Below are 19,507 nucleotides of genomic sequence, written 5' to 3' on the forward strand. Positions count from 1 at the left end.
GTGCGCCATGCAGGCTCAGGATCATGTCGCGGTCATACTGGAAGGGGTCAGCCATGCCTATGGCACGGTGACGGCGCTGAAACCTCTCGGATTTTCGCTGGCGGCGGGCACACGGCTTGCCATCGTCGGGCCGGACGGGGTGGGCAAATCGACGCTGCTGGCGCTGATCGCCGGGGTGAAAAAGCGTCAGACCGGCAGTCTCCATGTGCTGTCGGCGGATATGGGCAAGAGCCGCCAGCGTCGGCGCGTGCAGCCGCGGATTGCCTATATGCCGCAAGGTCTGGGCAAGAACCTCTATCCCAATCTGACCGTGGCGGAGAATATCGATTTCTTCGGCAGGCTGTTCGGCCATGGCGCTGCCGAGCGGGCACGCCGCAGTGCCATGCTGATGCGCGCGACGGGGCTTTCTCCTTTCGCCGACCGGCTGATGGGCAAGCTTTCCGGCGGCATGAAGCAGAAGCTTGGCCTCTGCTGTGCACTGGTGCATGACCCGGATCTGCTGCTGCTGGATGAGCCGACCACCGGGGTCGATCCGTTGTCGCGGCGGCAGTTCTGGGATCTGGTGGAGAGCATTCAGGCCGCCCGTCCCGGACTGACCGTGATCACCGCCACCTCGGATATGGAGGAGGCCGAGCGGTTTGGACGGGTGATGATGATCGATGCCGGGGTCATTCTCGCGGACGGCACGCCGGAGGCGCTTCGCAAGCAGGCGGCGGCCACCAGTCTGGAAGCCGCCTTCATCGCGCTTTTGCCGGAGGAGAAGCGGCAGGGCTATAACCCGAGCCGCGACCGGCTGCCACTGCCGCCTTCCGCCGAAATCGCCATCGAGGCGCATGGGTTGACGCGGCGGTTCGGCGCTTTCACCGCCGTCGATCATGTCGATCTTTCCATTCCGAAGGGAGAGATTTTCGGTTTTCTCGGCTCGAATGGCTGCGGCAAATCCACCACCATGAAAATGCTGACCGGCCTGCTGCCGATGAATGAAGGCGAGGCGAGGCTGTTCGGCGCGCCGGTCGATCCGGCCGATATCGAGGCGCGGCGGCGGGTTGGCTATATGTCCCAGGGCTTTTCGCTCTATGGCGAACTGACGGTGATGCAGAACCTGACCTTGCATGCGGCGATTTTCGACCTGACGGGCGCGGCGGCGGAGAAACGCATCGCCGAACTCACCGAGCGCTTCGGGCTTCAAGCCTATCTCCACCAGATTTCCGAGCAATTGCTGCTTGGTGTCCGCCAGCGCCTCCAGCTTGCCGTGGCGCTCATTCACGCACCCGATATCCTGATTCTTGACGAACCCACCTCCGGTGTCGATCCGATTGCCCGCGACGGGTTCTGGAATGACCTCATCGCCCTGTCGCGGCAAAGCGGCGTGACGATCTTCATCTCCACCCATTTCATGGCGGAGGCCGAGCGCTGTGACCGCATTGCCTTCATGCATGCGGGCAAGGTGATCGCGACCGGTGCGCCCGAGGCATTGAAGGCGCAAACCGGGGCGGCAAGCCTGGACGATGCCTTCATCGCCTTCATGCGCCGGGGCGGGCGAGACGTCGAGGAAAAGCCGGAAACCTCGGATTTCTCCAGTGAGACCGCAGCGTCTTCCCGGATGCCGCAGGGGCGGGCGTTCTCGCTCGGGCGTCTTCTGGCCTATAGCCGCCGCGAGGCGATGGAACTGGTGCGCGACAATATCCGCCTCGGCTTCGCGCTCATCGGCACGGCACTCCTGATGCTGATCTTCAGCTATGGCCTGACGCTCGATGTCGATCACCTGAAATTCGCGGTGCTGGACCGCGACCAGAGCGCGGAAAGCCGCGCCTATATCGATGCCTATGCCGCGTCCCCGGCCTTTACCCTGACGGGCCGGATCGCCAGCGAGGCTGGCGTGGTGAATGCCCTACGCGGCAACCGTGTGATGATGGTGCTGGATATTCCGGAAAAATTCGGCGCGGATCTGCGGGCCGGCCGCACGCCTGCCGTTCTCGCCATGATGGATGGCGCCATGCCCTTCCGGGCGGAGACGGCGCTTGGCTATATTTCCGGCGCCCACCAGCGTTATCTGGAAGAACTGGCCCGGCTTTCCGGCGGTACGGTTCGCGCCGCAGCTTCCGTGGAGATGCGTTATCGCTACAATCAGGCCTTTCTCTCCATAGAGGCCATGGTGCCTGCGGTGATTGCGCTGCTTCTGGTCTTCATTCCCTCCATTCTGACAGCGCTTGGCGTCGTCTCGGAGAAGGAAATGGGCTCGATCAGCAATCTCTATGTCACGCCCGTCACCAAGCTTGAATTCCTGCTGGGCAAGCAGGTGCCCTATGTGGCGATCGGACTTATCAACTATCTGATCCTCGTGTTGATGGCGGTCTTCCTCTTTGGCGTGCCATTGAAGGGGTCCTTCCTCGGCCTGACGCTGGCGGCCTTTGTCTATGTGCTTTCCACCACGGCCATCGGCATTTTCAGTTCCACCTTTACCTCCACGCAGGTGGCGGCCCTTTTTGTGACTGCCATCGGGGTGATGATGCCGGCCACCCAGTTTTCCGGCCTGTTGCAGCCGGTTTCCACCCTGGATGGGGCGGGAAAGCTCATCGGCACGGTCTTCCCCGCCACCTATTTCATGCGCGCCAGTGTCGGCGGCTTCACCAAGGGGCTGGGTTTTGCCGATCTTGCCGGCTTCCTCTGGCCGCTTCTTCTCTGCTGGCTGGTGCTGCTTGCGGCGGGCTGGCTGTTTCTTCGCAAGCAGGAGCGCTGATATGGCAAGGGGTTTCGATGTCAGAACGGTTCTGGCGCTGCTGAAGAAGGAGATCATCGGCCTCGCCCGCGACAGGGTGCTGATGGCCATGGTGGTCTATGCCTTCACGCTGGCGATCTATACCCAGGCCACCGGCCTGTCGCATGATCTGCGCAATGCCTCCATCGGCGTGGTGGATCGGGATGTGTCGCAATTGTCCACCGCCATTCTTGCGGGCCTTTTGCCGCCGCGCTTTCGCACGCCGGTGGCGATTGCCCCGCAGCAGGTGGACAAGGTGATGGATCGCGGGCAACTGACCTTCGTTCTCGACATTCCGGAGAATTTCCAGGCCGATGTGCTGGCGGGTCGCAGCCCGCGGCTGCAATTGCTCATTGATGCCACGGCGCTGATGCAGGCGGGCATCGGGGCGGGCTATATCCAGCAGATCGTGGCGCAGGAAGTGGCCTCCTATGGCACGCGGGCCGGTATCTCGACCGCGCAGCCGGTGACGGTTCAAACCCGCTTCGCCTTCAATCAGGGGCTCAATTCCGAATGGTTTTCCGGCACCATGGGCCTCATCAACAATATCACCATGCTGGCCATTCTGCTGGCCGGTGCTGCCCTGGTGCGCGAGAGGGAGCACGGCACGCTCGAACATCTGCTGGTCATGCCGGTCAGGCCGCTGGAAATCATGATGAGCAAGCTCATCGCCAACGGGCTGGTCATCCTGGTGATGAGCCTTCTTGCCATTCTGCTTATTCTCGGTCGCCTGCTCGGCATGCCGATTTCCGGTTCCCTCGGCCTCTATGCCGCCGGCATGGTGCTTTACCTGTTCTTCGCCACCTCGCTTGGCCTGTTTCTCGGCACGGTGTCGCGCAGCATGCCGCAAATGGCCTTGCTTTTCATCCTCACCGCGCTGCCGATGAATATTCTCTCCGGCGGCTTCACGCCCATTGAGAGCCAGCCGCAATGGCTGCAAAACGCCATGCAGCTCTCGCCCTCCACCCATTTCGTGGCCTTCTCGCAAGCCATTCTCTATCGCGGTGCGGGCTTTGATGTGGTGTGGCCGCAATATGCGGCCACCTTCGGCATTGGCCTGATTTTCTTCCTGTTCAGTCTGAGCCGCTTCAGAAGCTTCATTGCCGCGCAGCAATGAAGCTCATCGCTTCAGAGAGCGCGGATCCAGCGCATCGCGAATGCCGTCGCCGATATAGTTGACGCTGAGCACGGTGAGCGAAATGGCAAGCCCCGGCCAGATCACCCGCGAGGGTGTCAATTGCAGGAAGCTCACGCCATCATAGAGCAGCCGTCCCCAGGTGGGAAAATCGGAAGGAAAGCCGAGGCCGAGAAAGCTCAGCGCCGATTCGGTGATGATGGCGGAGGCAATGCCGAGCGTGGCCGAGACCATGATGGAGCTCAGCACATTTGGCAGGATATGTTTGAGGATGACGCGATATTCCCGCATGCCGGAGGATTTTGCCGCCAGAATGAACTCCTGGGATTTCACCGTCAGCACATCGCCGCGCACGATGCGGGCCGTGTGCATCCAGCTTGTGATGCCGATGACGGTGACGATCAGGATGAAGATGCCGGTTTCCGGCCCGAAGGCGGCGCGCAGCGGATCGCGAAACAGCATGGTGATGACCAGCAGCAGCGGCAGAATGGGCAGCGCCAGGAAAAGATCGGTCAGCCGCATCAATGGCCCGTCGATCCGGCGGAAATAGCCGGCCAGCACCCCTACCAGCGTGCCGACGAAGAGCGAGATCAGCATGGCGGTGATGCCGACGGCCAGCGAGATCTGTCCGCCTGCCAGCACCTGTGCGAAGAGGTCGTGGCCCAGATTGTCGGTGCCAAACGGATGGGCCAGGGACGGTCCTTGGTTCTTGTCGCGGATATTGATCTTGTTCGGATCTATCGTGTGGATCAGTGGCCCGATATAGACCGCCAGCACGATGAAGATGAAAACGATCAGCCCCACCACGCCGCCGGTATGGCGGCGGAACTGGCCCCAGAGCTGACCGAAAAAGGATTGCGGGCGCGGCATCTGGCTTGCCGGAGCAACAGCGGCATCAGTCATAGCGGATCCTCGGGTCGAGAATGCCGTAGAGCACGTCGGCAATCAGGTTGAACAGCACGATCAGCACGGCGAAAATGAAGGTCAGCGTCTGCACCAGCGGCAGGTCGCCGGCCTGAATGGCGGTGATCAGCAATTGGCCGAGCCCGTTGACCCGGAAGATCTGCTCGGTGATGATGGCGCCGGAAAAGATGGTCGGCACCCCGAGCGCAATCACCGTGACCACCGGGATCAGGCTGTTGCGCAGCACATGCACGAGCAGCACGGTCTTTTCCTTCACGCCTTTGGCGCGGGCGGTGCGCACATAATCCTGATGCAGGTTGTCCAGCATCGAGGCGCGCACGAAGCGGCTGATCTGCGAGGTGTTATAAAGCGTCAGCACCAGCACCGGCAGGAACATCTGCTTTACTTGAAGCACGAAGCTGTCCCAGTCGCGCACCACGAGGTTGGTGTCATAGACGGACGGGAACCAGTGGAGGGTGGAGGAAAAGATAACGATCAGCACCACGCCGGTGAAGAAGGTGGGCACGGAATAGCCGACCATGGAGATGAAGGTGCCGATCTGGTCGAAGATCGAATATTGCCGATAGGCCGAAATCACGCCGATCGGGATGGCCAGCAGCACGCCGAACAGATAAGCGAGCCCCACCACCCAGAGTGTCTGCGGCAGGCGCTGGATGATCAGGTCCACCACCGGGCTGCGGGTGGTCCAGGAGAGAATGCGCAGCCGGTTCGGATCGCCGATGCTGATGCCTGTCACCTGTTGCAGAATGTTCAGCGGCTCATTGACGAAGAACTGGTAGAGCCATTTGACGAATTGCACGTAAAGCGGCTGGTCTATGCCGAGTGCCGCCCGCATTTCCGCCCGCACTTCCGGCGGAATGGTCAGCGGCAATTCACCCAGCGGATTGCTGGGCGCCATGGCCAGAAGCGCGAAGATAATGAAACTGATGGCCAACAGGGTCGGGATCGCAAAGAGCAATCGCCGGATCGTATAGGTAAACATGAAAAAGCCTTTCCGGCCGCAACGAAAAGCAGGCCGGGCTTTGTCAAAAAAGCCCGGCCGCTGGTCTTACTTCTTGCGCGTCCAGTCCTGGATGTTCCAGGTTTCCGCATCCCAGCCGGTTGGCTTGATGTTCTGCAGCTTGATCGAATAGGCCGAAGGCTGGCCGCGATAGACGAGCGGGATGTGCACGAAATCTTCGGTCAGCATGTCGTTCAGCTTTTTCACCAGCGCTGCGCGGTCTTCGAGCTTCACGGTCTTGGTCAGTTCGGTGGCGAGCTTGTCATAGTCCGGATTGCAGTAACGCGGCATGTTTTCGCCCTGCCAGCCGTTCTTGGGCGAGGGTGCCTTGTCGCACATCCACTGCACCATATAGGGCTCGGGGTCAGTGCCGTCGAAATTGTTGGTGTACATTTCGAGGTCGGCATAGAACTTCTGGAAGGTGTCGGGGCTTGCCGGATCGCCGCCGAAGAAGACGGAGGCCGAGACATTGCGCAATTCGACATTGACGCCGATCTGCGCCCACATGTCCTTCACCAGCGCCTGGGTGGCCTGGCGGACGGAGTTGGTGGAGGTCTGGTAGAGGAAGGACAGCTTTACGCCGCCCTTGGCGCGAATGCCATCCGGGCCTTTCTTCCAGCCGGCATCGTCCAGCAGCTTGTTGGCGCCTTCGATGTCCTGTTTCAGGCACCAGCTGTCATTCTTGGTGGAGACATAGGCGTCCGGGCCGGGCACGATGTTGCAGGTTGCCTTGCCGGCGGCGCCATAGCCTGCTTCGACGATGATGTCGCGGTCGATGGCCAGCGCCAGCGCCTTTCGCACCGCCGGATCGGAGAAGGCCGGATGCGGGCCGCCTTCCTTGGTGGAGCGCTTGTCGCCAAGCGCCGGATCGGGGTTGGTCAGGTTGATGTTGATACGCTCCACCTGGCTGCCGAAGGCGGTCTGCACGGTGCCCTTGCCGGCGGCCAGCAGGGTTTCAAGCACTTCCGGCTCCACCTGCATGTTCCAGGCATAGTCGTATTCGCCGGTTTCCAGCACGGCCCGGGCCGCCGACAGCGCATCGCCGCCGCCCTTCAGCGTGGCGGTGGCAAAGGAGGGCTTGGCCGGGTCGCGGTAATTCTCGTTGGCGACGAAGGTGATCACGTCATTCGGCTTGAACTCCTTCACCTTGAAGGGGCCGGTGCCGATGGGGCCGAAATTGGCGCTGGTGCATTCCGGGGCCTTGGGGCCCAGGCAATCCTTGAACTGGGCCTTCTGGATGACCGGCGACAGCGAACCGACAAAGGCGGTATAGGGATAGGGCTTCGGGGCCGAGAAGGTCACCTTGACCGTCTGCGGATCGAGCGCCTCGACGGTCTTCACGCCTTCGAATTTGGATTTCTGGGCGCAGCCGCCGCCATCCGCCGTGCAGTACTGCCAGGTGAAGACCACGTCATCGGCGGTAAACGCCGAGCCGTCCGACCACTTGATGCCCGGCTTGATCTTCCAGGTGATGGTGGTGAGATCGGCGGAAACGCCGCCATTTTCCACGGTTGGGACATCCACCGCCAGCCGCGGGAAAATATTGCCCTTCTCGTCGAAACCGGCCAGCGGCTCCAGCACCATGGCAGAGGCATATTGCTCCTTGGTGCCGCCGGACAGGTAGATGTTCATGGTGGAGACGGCCTGCCAGAACAGGATCTTCAGATCGCCGTCCGCCCCTCGCTCAGCCTTTGCCGGCGCGCCCGCCACCATGAGCGCTGCCGCCGACGCGGCCAGCATAACCCCGAATTTACGCATATTTCGCTGTTCCCCTCTGGTTGTTATGAACCCTGCCGATTGTCCTGAGAAGCGCCCGGAAGGTCCGGACGCTGCACAGCAAAGGTTGCGTGCTTCATCTTTTTATGCAACCTTGAACAAGCGGCTGGATGGCTGTTTTGCACAAATTTTGAGCTATCTAATCATACGATTATTTTTCGTTCAAGGGCGAAAATTGCTTCTATTTGCGCCGCGACCAGTCTGCCGCATTCCACAATTGCGAATCCCACGGATTGAGGATGGCGCCCTGCAGCCGGTTGGAAACGGCGGACGGTTCGCCGCGGTTGACGATGGGAATGACCAGTCCGTCATTGACGATCATGTCGTTCAGCTGCCGGATGAGCGCTGCGCGCGCTTCCAGTCCCGCCGTGCCGCGCAACTGCTTGACCAGCATGTCGTAGGCGGGGTCGCAGTAGCGGGCGATATTGCCGCCCTGCCAGTTGCTGGCAGGCGAGGGGATCTTGTCGCAGGTGAAATCCGCCATGAATTTTTCGGGATCGGTGCTTTCGAAGCCGCTCGCATACATCTGCACGTCCGCGTAGAATTTCTGGTAGGTGTCGGGGCTTGCCGGATCACCGCCGAAGAACACCGAGGCGGGGACGTTGCGCAATTCGGTTTCCACCCCGATCTGCGACCACATGTCCTTCACCAGCACCTGCGTTCCCTGGCGCACCGAATTGGTGGTGGTGAGAAAGAGAAGCGAAAGCCGGACGCCGCCTTTCACGCGCACGCCATCCGCTCCCTTCTTCCAGCCGGCCTTGTCGAGAAGGGCGTTGGCCTCCTCCAGGTTCTGGCTGCCGCACCAGGCCTTGGCCTTGGACGCGTAGATATCCGGCGCGGGAATGATGTTGCAGGTCGGCGTACCAAGCGGTCCATAGCCTGCTTCGACGATCACGTCGCGGTCTATGGCCAGCGCCAGCGCCCGGCGTACATTCGGGTCCGACAGGATCGGGTGCAGGCCCGCCTCCTGGGTGGAGCGTTTTGCGCTAAGCGACGGATCGACGGCGTAAGGATTGAGCTGGATGCGTTCCACCGTGGAACTGAAGGCGGTGGTCAGCGTGCCCTTGCCTTCCGCCACCAGCTTTTCCACCAGTTCCGGCTCGATCACCGTGTTCCAGGCGAAATCATATTCGCCGCTTTGCAGCACGGCCTGCGCTGCCGACAGCGCATCGCCGCCGCCCTTCAGGGTCACGCTGGCAAAGGCAGGCTTGGCCGGATCGCGATAATGCGGATTGGCCGCGAAGGTCACCACGTCGTTGGCCTTGAAATCCTTGACCACAAAGGGGCCGGTGCCGTGCGGGGCGAAATTCGCCTCGGTGCATTGTGGCGCCTTTTCGCCCAGGCAATCCTTGAACTGCGCCTTCTGGATGATCGGCGACAGCGCTCCGACAAAGGCGTTGTAGGGATAGGGCTTCGGGCTGTCGAAGGTGATTTTCACCGTCAGCGGGTCGATCGCCTCGACCGTTTTCACGCCATCGAACTTGGCCTTTTCGGCGCAGCCACCGCCCGGTGCCGTGCAATAGCGCCAGGTGAAGACCACATCCTCGGCGGTGAGCGGCGTGCCGTCCGACCAGGTCAGGCCGGATTTCAGGCTCCAGGTGATGCTTGTGCCGTCTGCGGCAAGGCCGCCATTCTCCTTGGTCGGAATGGTGGTGGCGAGACGGGGAAACAGCTCGCCCTTCTCGTTGAAGCCCGCCAGCGGCTCGATCACCAGCGAGGCGGCATAGACCTCCTTGCTGCCCCCGGAGAGATAGGGGTTGAGGTTGGAAACCGCCTGCCAGAACAGGATTTTCACATCGCCATCCGTGCCGCGTTCGGCGAGCGCCGGAAGCGGCGACACCATCAGGACGGCAAGCGTTGCGAGCGATAGGGTGCGTTTCATGAACTGCCTCTTTCTTCGGGGCGGAAGGATTTGCCTCTGTGTAATCAGTCAGCCTTGTCCCGCCGATTCAAGGGGGCTTTTGCTCTTCATCTGCGGGTGCGGAGGATAATTTTTCAAGCATAGCTTATTTTTTGCGCTCTGCACCTTGTGGCCTGTTTTTTGTTCAGGAGGCCGCTTTCGATCTTGCCAAGCGGCGAAATTCGCGGTCTGTTGCAGCTTCGACGGGCGTCCGGCCTTGCGGCGCCTCGATGAACGGGAACAGCATAAAAGAGGTTTTCATGCCCATTTTGAACCGTGCCGGTGAGCTTCAGGAAGAGGTCAGCGGCTGGCGCCGCCAGCTGCATCAGGCGCCTGAACTGTTGTTCGATGTGCATCAGACGGCGGCCTTCGTGGCGGAGAAATTGAAGGGTTTCGGCTGTGACGTGGTCGAGACCGGCATTGGCCGCACCGGCGTCGTCGGCATCATCAAGGGCGCCAAGGGCGATGGCCCGGTCATAGGCATGCGGGCCGATATGGATGCCCTGCCGATTGAGGAAATCACCGGTCTGCCCTGGGCCTCGAAAGTGCCCGGCAAGATGCATGCCTGCGGCCATGACGGTCATACCGCCATGCTGCTGGGCGCTGCGAAATATCTCTGTGAAACCCGCAATTTCTCGGGCTCCGTCGCGGTGATCTTTCAGCCGGCGGAAGAGGGTGGCGGCGGCGGCCTTGCCATGGTCGAAGACGGGATGATGGACAAGTTCGGCATCCGCGAGGTCTATGGCATGCACAATGCGCCGGGCGTGCCGCTCGGCAATTTCGCCATCCGCAAGGGATCGCTGATGGCGGCCTCCGACACGTTCGAGATCGTCATCGCCGGCAAGGGCAGCCATGCCGCCCAGCCGCACCTGTCGGTGGATCCGGTGCTGACCTCGGCCTATGTGATCATCGCGCTGCAATCCATCGTCTCGCGCGAGACCGATCCGTTGAAATCGCTGGTCATCAGCGTCACCACCACCCATGGCGGCGATGCCTATAACGTCATTCCCATGGAGGTGAAGCTCACCGGCACGGTGCGCACCCTTTTGCCGGAAATCCGGGATTTCGCGGAGAAGCGTCTGGCCGAAGTGGCGAAGGCCACGGCCGAGGCCCATGGGGCCGTGGCCCATGTCTCCTATCATCGCGGCTATCCGGTGACCTTCAACCATGCGGAGGAAACCGATTTTGCCGTTTCCATCGCCGCCAAGGTCTCCGGCCCAAACCGGGTGGAAGAGGATATGGCGCCGAAGATGGGTGCTGAGGATTTCTCCTACATGCTCGAAGCCCGCCCCGGCGCCTTCATCTTCCTTGGCGTCGGCGATACCGCCAATCTCCATCACCCGGCCTATGATTTCAATGACGAGGCCATTCCCTACGGCATCAGCTATTGGGTGTCGCTGGCCGAAACCAAGCTTGCGGCCTGAAGAGCATCAAGGCCTCTCACGAGGCAACAAGAACGGGGGAATGGGCATGAGCGGCACTGAAGATCGAACGGAAAGCATTCAGCCGGTGCTGTCTGTCAGCAATCTCACCACCTCCTTCCGGGTGGGGGATGGCTGGCGGCAGGTGGTGCGCAACCTGAGCTTCGACATCAAGCCGAAGGAAACGGTGGCGATTGTCGGCGAATCCGGCTCCGGCAAGAGCGTGACTTCGCTGTCGATCATGCAATTGCTGCCCAAAAATGTCAGCCGCATCGAAGGCAGCATCCGGCTGAAGGGCCGTGAACTCGTTGGCCTGGATCAGGAATCCATGCGGCGGGTGCGCGGCAATGACGTCTCGATGATTTTCCAGGAGCCGATGACCAGTTTGAACCCGATCTTTCCGATCGGCAAACAGATCGCCGAGGCCATTCTCTGCCACCGGGACATGTCGCGGGCAGAGGCCAGGGCGGAGGTGCTGAGGCTTTTGGAAAAGGTGCGCATTCCCAATGCCAAGGGCCGGTTCGATGAATATCCGCACCAGTTTTCCGGTGGTATGCGCCAGCGCGTGATGATTGCCATGGCGTTGGCGTCCAGGCCGAAGCTCTTGATCGCCGATGAGCCGACGACGGCGCTGGACGTGACCATTCAGGGCCAGATTCTCGACCTGATCAAGCTGTTGCAGGAAGAGGAGGGCATGTCCGTGCTCTTCATCACCCATGACATGGGCGTGGTGGCGGAAGTGTCGGACCGCACCATCGTCATGTTCCGGGGCGAGATGGTGGAGCAGGGCTCGACCGATGCCATCTTCAATCGCGGCCAGCATCCCTATACGCGGGCGTTGTTGTCGGCAGTGCCGAAGCTCGGGTCGATGGAGGGCCGCCGCCAGCCCGTGCGCTTCCCGGTAATCGATATCGCCACCGGCGAAACCGTTACACCGGAACAGGAAATGCCGCCGGCTGCCGCCGACCGGCCGATTGTCGAGGTGCGCAATCTCACCACCCGTTTCGATATCCGTTCGGGCCTGTTCGGGCGCAAATCCGGCGCGGTGCACGCTGTGGAAAATGTCAGCTTTTCGCTGCGTCCGGGCGAAACCCTGTCGCTGGTGGGCGAATCCGGTTGCGGCAAATCCACCACGGGCCGCTCCATCACCCGGCTGGTGCAGCCGACTTCCGGCACCATCGAGGTGGATGGGTATAATGTCTCGACGCTGGATGCGGCCTCGCTGCGCAAGATGCGCCGCAGCATCCAGATGGTGTTCCAGGATCCCTTCGCCAGCCTCAATCCGCGCATGACCATCGGCTCTGCCGTCATGGAACCCTTCCTGGAACATGGCCTGGGCAGCAAGGCGGATGCCCGCGCCAAGGCGGCGGATCTTCTGGAGCGCGTCGGCCTTTCTGCCGATATGATGCGGCGCTATCCGCATGAATTTTCCGGCGGCCAGCGGCAACGTATCGCCATTGCCCGGTCGCTGATGCTCGATCCGAAGGTCATCGTCGCCGATGAGGCGGTCTCGGCGCTCGACGTGTCGATCAAGGCGCAGGTCTGCAACCTGCTGCTCGATCTGCAGCAAAGCTTCAATCTGGCCTATCTGTTCATTTCCCACGACATGGCGGTGGTGGAGCGGGTGAGCCACCGCGTCGCTGTGATGTATCTCGGCGAAATCGTGGAAATTGGCCCGCGTGAGGCGGTGTTCGGCAATCCGCAACATGCCTATACGAAGAAACTGCTCTCTGCCGTGCCGGTGCCCGACCCCGCGCGGCGTAGCCTGACGCGGCGCGTGGCGACCGACGAGCTGAAAAGCCCGATCCGCCCGGTGGGTTACGAACCGCCCGTGCGCCATTATATCCAGGTGTCGGAAGGGCATCTGGTGCAGGCGGCTGCGTGAGGGCCAAAGGCTTTCCGGAAAAATCCCGGCAGGCCTTGCAGGCACCTGCTCCGGCTCCCATTTCCCCTGTAGGGAAACCAGTTTGGAGTGGGGAATGGACGCGCAAGCGACGCAAGACCAGCATGATGACGTCGAGGGCGCACATATCGACCATAGTCTTTCGGCCATTCTCGCAAGGTTGGCGGCCGATGAGAGCCGTGCGCGGATTTCCATTGGCGATCTGTTCGCCGCCATGGGCGACCGCGCCTTCGGCGCATTGATCCTGATCTTCGCCCTTCCCAATGTCATTCCCACGCCGCCCGGCACCTCCGCCATTACCGGCGCGCCGCTGGTCTTTCTGCTGGCGCAGCTCATGCTCGGCATGCGCCCCTGGCTGCCGCAACTGATCGCCAACCGCTCGCTGTCGCGGGCGGATTTTGCCGGGCTGGTGGCTCGCATGCTGCCCTGGCTGCGGCGGGGTGAACGCCTGCTCAAGCCGAGGCTGCAGCTTCTGGTGCGCCCGCCCGCCGAATATCTCCTGGGGGCGGTGGGGCTGATCCTCGCCATCATCCTGGCGCTGCCCATTCCGCTCGGCAATATCCTGCCCGCAATCGCACTTACCCTGTTTGCCTTCGCCCTTCTGGAAAAGGATGGGCTTTATGCACTGATCGGTCTTGTCGTCGCTGTGATCTCGATGATTGTGGTTGCGGGCGTGATTTTTGCCTTCGTCAAGGCGGCGATCCTGCTGTTCGGCGCGTCTTTCGCATGACGGCAAGCCTGGCGAAAGCTTGGGCGTGCAATCTGTGGCTGGATCGCGGCTCGACACGCACCGGATACAGTCTGTTCGGTTGGAGTGAAAAGGTGCCGTGGCCCGCCAGGTGATTTGCCATGAGGGGCGAGCAATGGTCGATAGAAAGCGGATTTTGGTCACCGGCGGCGCTGGTTTCCTGGGGTCGTACCTGTGCGGCCGTCTTCTGGCGGAAGGCCATGAGGTCACCTGCCTGGACAATCTCTATACGGGCTCCATCGATAATATCCGCGCCTATCTCGATCATCCGCGCTTCCGGCTGATTCAGGCCGATGTGATCGAACCCCAATCCCTGAGCGTCGACCGCATCTACAATCTCGCCTGTGCTGCCTCCCCCATTCACTATCAGGCCGATCCCATCGCCACCATGCGCACCAACGTGCTGGGCGCGCTGAACCTGCTGGAGCTTGCCGTCAAGTGCAATGCCCGCATTCTCCAGGCCTCGACATCCGAAGTCTACGGCGATCCGCTGGTACATCCGCAGTCGGAGGACTATCGCGGCAATGTCTCGATCACCGGCATCCGCGCCTGCTATGACGAAGGCAAGCGCGCGGCGGAAACGCTGTTTTACGATTACAACCGCATGTATGGCACGGAGGTGCGCATTGCCCGCATCTTCAACACCTATGGGCCCGGAATGCGCGCCGATGACGGCCGTGTCGTGTCCAATTTCGTCGTACAGGCGCTGCGCGGCGAAAACCTCACCGTCTACGGCGATGGCCTTCAGACCCGCTCCTTCTGCTACCGCGACGATCTCGTGCGCGGGCTGATGGCGCTGATGGAGAGCGAGGAGGCCAATGCCATCCCCGTCAATCTCGGCAATCCCGGCGAATTTACCATGCTGGAACTGGCAAGCCTGGTGCTTGAGATGACCGGCTCGCGCTCGGGCCTCGTTTTCCAGCCGCTGCCGCAGGACGATCCGATCCAGCGGCGTCCGGATATTTCCCGCGCCTGGTCGCTTCTCGGCTGGCAGCCCCGCATCCTGCTCAGCGATGGACTTCAGCCCACCATCCGCTATTTTGCCGAAAAAATTGCCCGGATGGCCGAAGCCGCCTGATCGGCTCGCCTTTTTCTTAGCACGTCCTGATTTGCCAAGGCCCTTGCAGGCCTTGAGATGGAACCGGTCTGCCGGTATCCGGCGCGTGCAATCTTTCGTGGAAAATCTCCCGCACGCAAGTTTCGCAACAGTTTCGATCCGTAAGTTCCCGAATGATCGCCGGTCGAATGTCTTCGGCCATGTCAGTCTTGGCGACCTTTGTCGTCAAAATCGAAATGGGGATTTGCTGTGGCTACCAGCGCGACCACGACTACCGTCTCGTCTCTCGAAGGCGTCAGCGGCACCAATACGGCGGATGTCGTCATCCTGACGGGACAGGCGAACAATGTTTCGCTCAACCTCGGTGCAGGATATGACCGCCTGACACTGGCCGATTACGCCAACAATCTGACGCTGTCGAATGTCGAATCCGTTCTGGGCGGCGCAAGCAGCGATATCCTCTATTACGATACGGCTCTGACCTCCGGCAGCATCAACCTGGGGAGCGGCAATGACGCGCTCTACCTTTCGGATTACGGCGGCACGGCGACGGTCGCGAATATCGAAACGATCACCGGCGGCGCCACCAACGACTACATCACCTTTTCGGCCCAGGCGCTCGGCAATTATATCGACCTCGGCGACGGCACCGACCGCGTGGCGCTCGGCAAATTCGACAACCAGTTGACGCTGGTGAATGTGGAAACGGTGACGGGCGCGACCAAGTCCGACGTTGTCTACATGATCAATGAGGACAGCGAGACCTCGCGCCGCGTCGACCTCGGCACCGGCAATGACTATGTCAATCTCGGCGATGGCGGCGGCACCGTCTATGTGGCCAATACGGAAACCATCGTGGCCGGCAGCGGCGATGACCGCATCGTCTTAGGCACCAAGGCGTCCAATGCCTATGTGGATGCGGGTGCTGGCAGTGACACTGTGGTACTCTCTGCCTATGCCAACAAGCTGACGATCCTGAACGCGGAAAGCATCGTCGGCAGCACCAGCAATGATTATGTCATCCTCGGCACTGCTTTTACCGGGGGTTATATTTCGCTTGGCAACGGCAAGGATACGCTGGTTCTGGGTGACTTCACCAACACCGTCAGCCTTTACGGCACCGAAACCGTCTATGGCGGTTCCGGCAGTGATACGATCTATCTGCAGGAGGCCCAGTCGGGCGGCCTGATCGACCTTGGGGCAGGCAATGACACGCTGGTCTTCAGCGAAAAAGGCGGCACGGCGACGCTCAAGAACGTCGAAAACGTCGTCGGCAGTTCCACCAAGGAATATCTGATCTACCAGACGCAGATCACCGGCGGTCTGATCGATCTCGGCGACGACGGCGACCGCGTGACGCTGGCCAAGTACAACAACACCGTAACCTTCGCCAATGTCGAAACCATCACCGGCAATGCCTCCAGCGATATCATCACGCTGACCACGGAACTGACCAAGGGCACTATCAACCTTTCCACCGGCATGGACAAGCTGACGCTGGCCGATGGCACCAACACCATTATCGTCAGCGGCGTGGAAACCCTGATTGGCGGCGCCGGTGACGATACCATCACCTTCAGCGCCTCCACCTCGGCAACCTATATCGATCTTGGCGACGGCGATGATACTTTGAGTATCACCGGCACCGGCAAAACCATGACGATCCTGAATGTCGAGACCATTCTCGGCACGTCGAGCAGTGAGATCATTCTGTTTGGCTCCCAGGCCACCGGCAATCTGATCTCGCTCGGCTCGGGTAATGACAAGCTGTTGCTGTCGGCCTTCGACAACACCGTCTCTGTCGCTGCCGTCGAAACCGTGCTCGGCAATTCCGGGAGCGATCAGGTCTATATCACCAGTGCAACCGCTGGCGCCTTTATTGACCTCGATGCCGGCAACGACATGCTGACCATCCTCAATGGCGGCACCGTGACCGTGCGCAATGTCGAAACCATCATGGGGGACGACGGCACCGATGTGATCAAGTTCGACCGTGCCGCGCAGGGGGTCTATATCGACCTCGGCGAAGGCAGCGACAGCGTCACTTTCGGCAATTACAACAATACCGCCACCATTCTGAATGCAGAGACCATCACGGCGGGTTCCTCGAGCGATGTGATTACCCTTGGCACCGCCATCACCGGCGGCACCATCGACCTTGGCAAGGGCCTCGACAAGCTCACGCTGAGCGATGAGGGCGGCACGCTGACGGCTGCCAATATCGAGACGGTGATCGGCGGCGCTGCCGATGATGTCGTTACGCTTTCCGGCACGGTGACGGCCGGCTACGTCGATCTCGGCGCCGGCAACGATACGCTGACGATGAGCGGCACCGGCACTATTTCCGTTGCCAATGTGGAAACGCTGGTGGGCGGCACCGGTGTCCAGAAGATCGTTCTGACCAGTGCTTTCGCAGGCGATGTTGATCTCGGTGATGGCAATGATGCCATTGTCATGGCCGATGTTGCCTCTGGCAGCCAGAACCTGATCACCATCTCGAATGTCGAAACCGTCACCGGCGGTTCAGGCACAGATGTGGTCGTCATCGATACGCCCACCGCAACGGCGCTGATCGACCTCGGCGCGGGCAACGACACGCTGAAATTCCTCGACAATGGCGGCACCGTCACAGCCGTCAACATCGAAACCATTATCGGCGGCACCAGCAGCGAAACCATTCTTTTCAATGCGTCTGTCACCGGTGTCACCATCGATCTGGGCGATGGCACGGATGTCGTCACTTTCGCCAACTACGCCAATACCGCCACGCTCTCGAATGTCGAGACGGTGACGGGGGGCACCAATTCCGACGTCATCACGCTTGGCACCGCCACCACTGGCATGACCATCAATCTTGGCAACGGGCTTGATTCCCTCACGCTCGCTGCGGATGGCGGCACGGTCACCGTCGCCAATATCGAGACGATTGTCGGTTCGGCCATGGACGACATCATCACGCTCTCGGCCTACATGACAGGTGGCACCATTTCGCTCGGGGCCGGCAATGACATCTTCAATATTGGCGACTTCGGAGGTACGGCCACCATTTCCGGCGTTGAAACCGTCATAGGCGGGGCCTCGAAGGACGTCATCACGCTTGCTTCCGGGGCCTCGGCCTATATCTCGCTCGGGGCTGGCAATGATGCGGTCATCCTCTCCGACAGTGGCAATTCCGTCACCGTTTCCGGCGTGGAAACCGTAACCGGCGGCGCAGGTGACGATTATGTGGAATTTGCCGACGCCGTAACGGGCGGTACGCTCAACCTTGGTAATGGGACCGATACGGTCAAGATGTCGGCTTCTGGCGGCACGCTCACCGTCTATTCCATCGAATCCATCCTGGGTGACGTCGGTGCGGACGTCATCACCATGGGCCAGCAGATTACCGGCGGCTTCATCGATCTCAACGCGGGCAGCGACGCCCTGGTGCTGTCTTCTTCCAACAACACCGTGACGGTACAGAATGTCGAAACCGTCACCGGCGGTTCCCTGCAGGATACGGTCTATCTGTCCGGCACCTATACCGGCGGCACCATCGATCTCGGCAGCGGCAATGACCAGTTGATCTTCGGCGCCAGTGCAGCCACGGTCACGGTTGCCAATACCGAGACGATTACCGGTTCTTCCGCGGACGACCGGCTGACGATCAGCGGGTCGCTCGGCGGCGCGGTGATCGACCTTGGCGACGGCCAGGACACGCTGCTGTGGAGTTCGGGCCTGACGGCGACTCTTTCCAATGTCGAAACGATTTCCGGCGGCTCGAATGCCGATGTCATTACACTCGCCACCCAATGGGTCAGCGGCTATATCGATCTGGGTGACGGTTCCGACAAGCTGACGCTGGCCAATGCGGCCAACACGGTGACGGTGGCCAATGCCGAAACCATTATCGGCCAGTCCTATGACGATTACATCGCCATCAACAGCGATACCTACGCGGGTTACCTCTCGCTGGGGGCCGGTAAGGACGAGGTCAAGCTCGCAACGTCTTCCAGCACGGTCACCATTCTGGGCGTCGAGACCATTACCGGCGGTTCGGGCGCCGACAAGGTCACGATCGGCGAGGCGGCGACCGGCATCGAGATCAATCTCGGCGACGGTACGGACACGCTGGTTCTGGGCAATTACACCAATACGGTGAGCGTCTATAACGTCGAATCCATCACCGGCGGCTCCAACTCCGACGTCATCTACGTCAAGGATACGGAGATTTCCAACGGCCAGTTCTTCCTGGGGACCGGCTCCGACTATCTGAGCTTCGAGAAGGCGGCCACGGCCACCGTCTCCAGCGTGGAAACCCTGGTCGGCTCCGCCTATGACGACAACATCACCATTTCCGGCCAGTATACCGGCGTCGCCATCGACCTGGGCAGCGGGGAAGACCACCTGACGCTCGGTTCGGCCTCGACGCTCACCACCGTCAATGTCGAATATATCACCGGCAGCACGGGGGCCGATTACATCGTGCTCTCCGGCAGCACCAACACGACCGTCGACCTCGGCACCGGCAATGACACGATCTATATGTCCACGGGCTCCGATACGGTGACGGGCGGGTCCGGTTCGGATCTCTTTACCTTCACCTCGACGTCGACCTCGTCGACGTCAAACCCCGACAAGATCACCGATTTCGTCAATGGTGAGGACAAGCTGGTCTTCTCTGGCCTGCTCAGCGGTACCTTCTCCTATCTGGGGACGTCCACGACGCTGTCGGCCTCCGGAAATTCGCAGGCTTATTTCGTCAACGACACCGCGACCCTCTATATCGACACCAATGGTGACGGCACCGTCGACATGCAGATGACTTTGTCGGGGAAAACCGCCGACAACATGTCTGCAAGTGACTTCCGCTGGAGTTGATGGCTGCCGCGCGGCCATCTACTTT

General features: G+C 61.0%; 11 protein-coding genes. 7 read left to right on the forward strand and 4 right to left on the reverse strand.

All coding sequences use genetic code 11. From position 1 onward, the window contains the following. Nucleotides 1-7: 7 nt before the first annotated feature. Together rbbA and QO005_RS12450 are read left to right on the forward strand one after the other, a co-directional pair. Nucleotides 8-2,740 carry a ribosome-associated ATPase/putative transporter RbbA gene (gene rbbA, locus QO005_RS12445; RefSeq protein ID WP_307158364.1) on the forward strand — a complete coding sequence of 911 codons (2,733 nt, stop codon included), beginning with the start codon at nucleotides 8-10 and terminating at the stop codon, nucleotides 2,738-2,740. A 1-nt stretch (nucleotide 2,741) separates the two neighbouring features. Continuing rightward, nucleotides 2,742-3,875 (forward strand): ABC transporter permease, encoded by a 1,134-nt coding sequence (locus QO005_RS12450; RefSeq protein ID WP_307158365.1) that lies wholly within the window; start codon nucleotides 2,742-2,744, stop codon nucleotides 3,873-3,875. A gap of 3 nt (nucleotides 3,876-3,878) precedes the next feature. Here the strand turns inward: QO005_RS12450 and QO005_RS12455 are convergent, their stop codons facing one another. The 4 genes from QO005_RS12455 to QO005_RS12470 form a co-directional block, all read right to left on the reverse strand. Next, nucleotides 3,879-4,796, reverse strand: a complete 918-nt coding sequence (locus QO005_RS12455) for an ABC transporter permease (protein WP_307158366.1) — start codon at nucleotides 4,794-4,796, stop codon at nucleotides 3,879-3,881. Next, nucleotides 4,789-5,799: an ABC transporter permease gene (locus QO005_RS12460; RefSeq protein WP_307158367.1), complete on the reverse strand. Its 1,011-nt coding sequence runs from the start codon at nucleotides 5,797-5,799 to the stop codon at nucleotides 4,789-4,791. The genes QO005_RS12455 and QO005_RS12460 overlap by 8 nt, the downstream gene beginning before the upstream one ends. Before the next feature lie 66 nt (nucleotides 5,800-5,865). Beyond that, nucleotides 5,866-7,575 (reverse strand): peptide ABC transporter substrate-binding protein, encoded by a 1,710-nt coding sequence (locus tag QO005_RS12465; RefSeq protein ID WP_307158368.1) that lies wholly within the window; start codon nucleotides 7,573-7,575, stop codon nucleotides 5,866-5,868. 199 nt (nucleotides 7,576-7,774) lie between these two features. Then, nucleotides 7,775-9,475 (reverse strand): peptide ABC transporter substrate-binding protein, encoded by a 1,701-nt coding sequence (locus tag QO005_RS12470; RefSeq protein ID WP_307158369.1) that lies wholly within the window; start codon nucleotides 9,473-9,475, stop codon nucleotides 7,775-7,777. 278 nt (nucleotides 9,476-9,753) lie between these two features. Between QO005_RS12470 and QO005_RS12475 the strand changes: the two genes are divergently transcribed. From QO005_RS12475 to QO005_RS12495, 5 genes are all read left to right on the forward strand, one after another. Further along, nucleotides 9,754-10,917, forward strand: coding sequence for a M20 aminoacylase family protein (locus QO005_RS12475; RefSeq protein WP_307158370.1), 1,164 nt, complete (start codon nucleotides 9,754-9,756; stop codon nucleotides 10,915-10,917). Between the two features lie 40 nt (nucleotides 10,918-10,957). Then, on the forward strand, nucleotides 10,958-12,799 hold the full coding sequence (locus QO005_RS12480) for an ABC transporter ATP-binding protein (RefSeq protein WP_370878059.1): 1,842 nt from the start codon (nucleotides 10,958-10,960) through the stop codon (nucleotides 12,797-12,799). Between the two features lie 94 nt (nucleotides 12,800-12,893). Beyond that, on the forward strand, nucleotides 12,894-13,547 hold the full coding sequence (locus QO005_RS12485) for an exopolysaccharide biosynthesis protein (protein ID WP_307158372.1): 654 nt from the start codon (nucleotides 12,894-12,896) through the stop codon (nucleotides 13,545-13,547). Between the two features lie 133 nt (nucleotides 13,548-13,680). Continuing rightward, on the forward strand, nucleotides 13,681-14,643 hold the full coding sequence (locus QO005_RS12490; protein ID WP_307158373.1) for a UDP-glucuronic acid decarboxylase family protein: 963 nt from the start codon (nucleotides 13,681-13,683) through the stop codon (nucleotides 14,641-14,643). Nucleotides 14,644-14,871: 228 nt separating this feature from the next. Beyond that, nucleotides 14,872-19,482: a beta strand repeat-containing protein gene (locus tag QO005_RS12495; protein ID WP_307158374.1), complete on the forward strand. Its 4,611-nt coding sequence runs from the start codon at nucleotides 14,872-14,874 to the stop codon at nucleotides 19,480-19,482. Nucleotides 19,483-19,507 lie beyond the last annotated feature (25 nt).

Origin of the sequence: Allorhizobium paknamense (assembly GCF_030815125.1) — a bacterium.
GTDB lineage: Bacteria > Pseudomonadota > Alphaproteobacteria > Rhizobiales > Rhizobiaceae > Allorhizobium > Allorhizobium paknamense.

Bases quoted from the DNA above. Each gene is read 5' to 3' on its own strand.
- QO005_RS12455 (WP_307158366.1), bottom strand. From the start codon at position 4,796: ATGACTGATGCCGCTGTTGCTCCGGCAAGCCAGATGCCGCGCCCGCAA.
- QO005_RS12465 (WP_307158368.1), bottom strand. From the start codon at position 7,575: ATGCGTAAATTCGGGGTTATGCTGGCCGCGTCGGCGGCAGCGCTCATG.
- QO005_RS12460 (WP_307158367.1), bottom strand. From the start codon at position 5,799: ATGTTTACCTATACGATCCGGCGATTGCTCTTTGCGATCCCGACCCTG.
- QO005_RS12485 (WP_307158372.1), top strand. From the start codon at position 12,894: ATGGACGCGCAAGCGACGCAAGACCAGCATGATGACGTCGAGGGCGCA.
- QO005_RS12475 (WP_307158370.1), top strand. From the start codon at position 9,754: ATGCCCATTTTGAACCGTGCCGGTGAGCTTCAGGAAGAGGTCAGCGGC.
- QO005_RS12470 (WP_307158369.1), bottom strand. From the start codon at position 9,475: ATGAAACGCACCCTATCGCTCGCAACGCTTGCCGTCCTGATGGTGTCG.
- QO005_RS12480 (WP_370878059.1), top strand. From the start codon at position 10,958: ATGGGCATGAGCGGCACTGAAGATCGAACGGAAAGCATTCAGCCGGTG.
- QO005_RS12490 (WP_307158373.1), top strand. From the start codon at position 13,681: ATGGTCGATAGAAAGCGGATTTTGGTCACCGGCGGCGCTGGTTTCCTG.
- QO005_RS12450 (WP_307158365.1), top strand. From the start codon at position 2,742: ATGGCAAGGGGTTTCGATGTCAGAACGGTTCTGGCGCTGCTGAAGAAG.
- rbbA (WP_307158364.1), top strand. From the start codon at position 8: ATGCAGGCTCAGGATCATGTCGCGGTCATACTGGAAGGGGTCAGCCAT.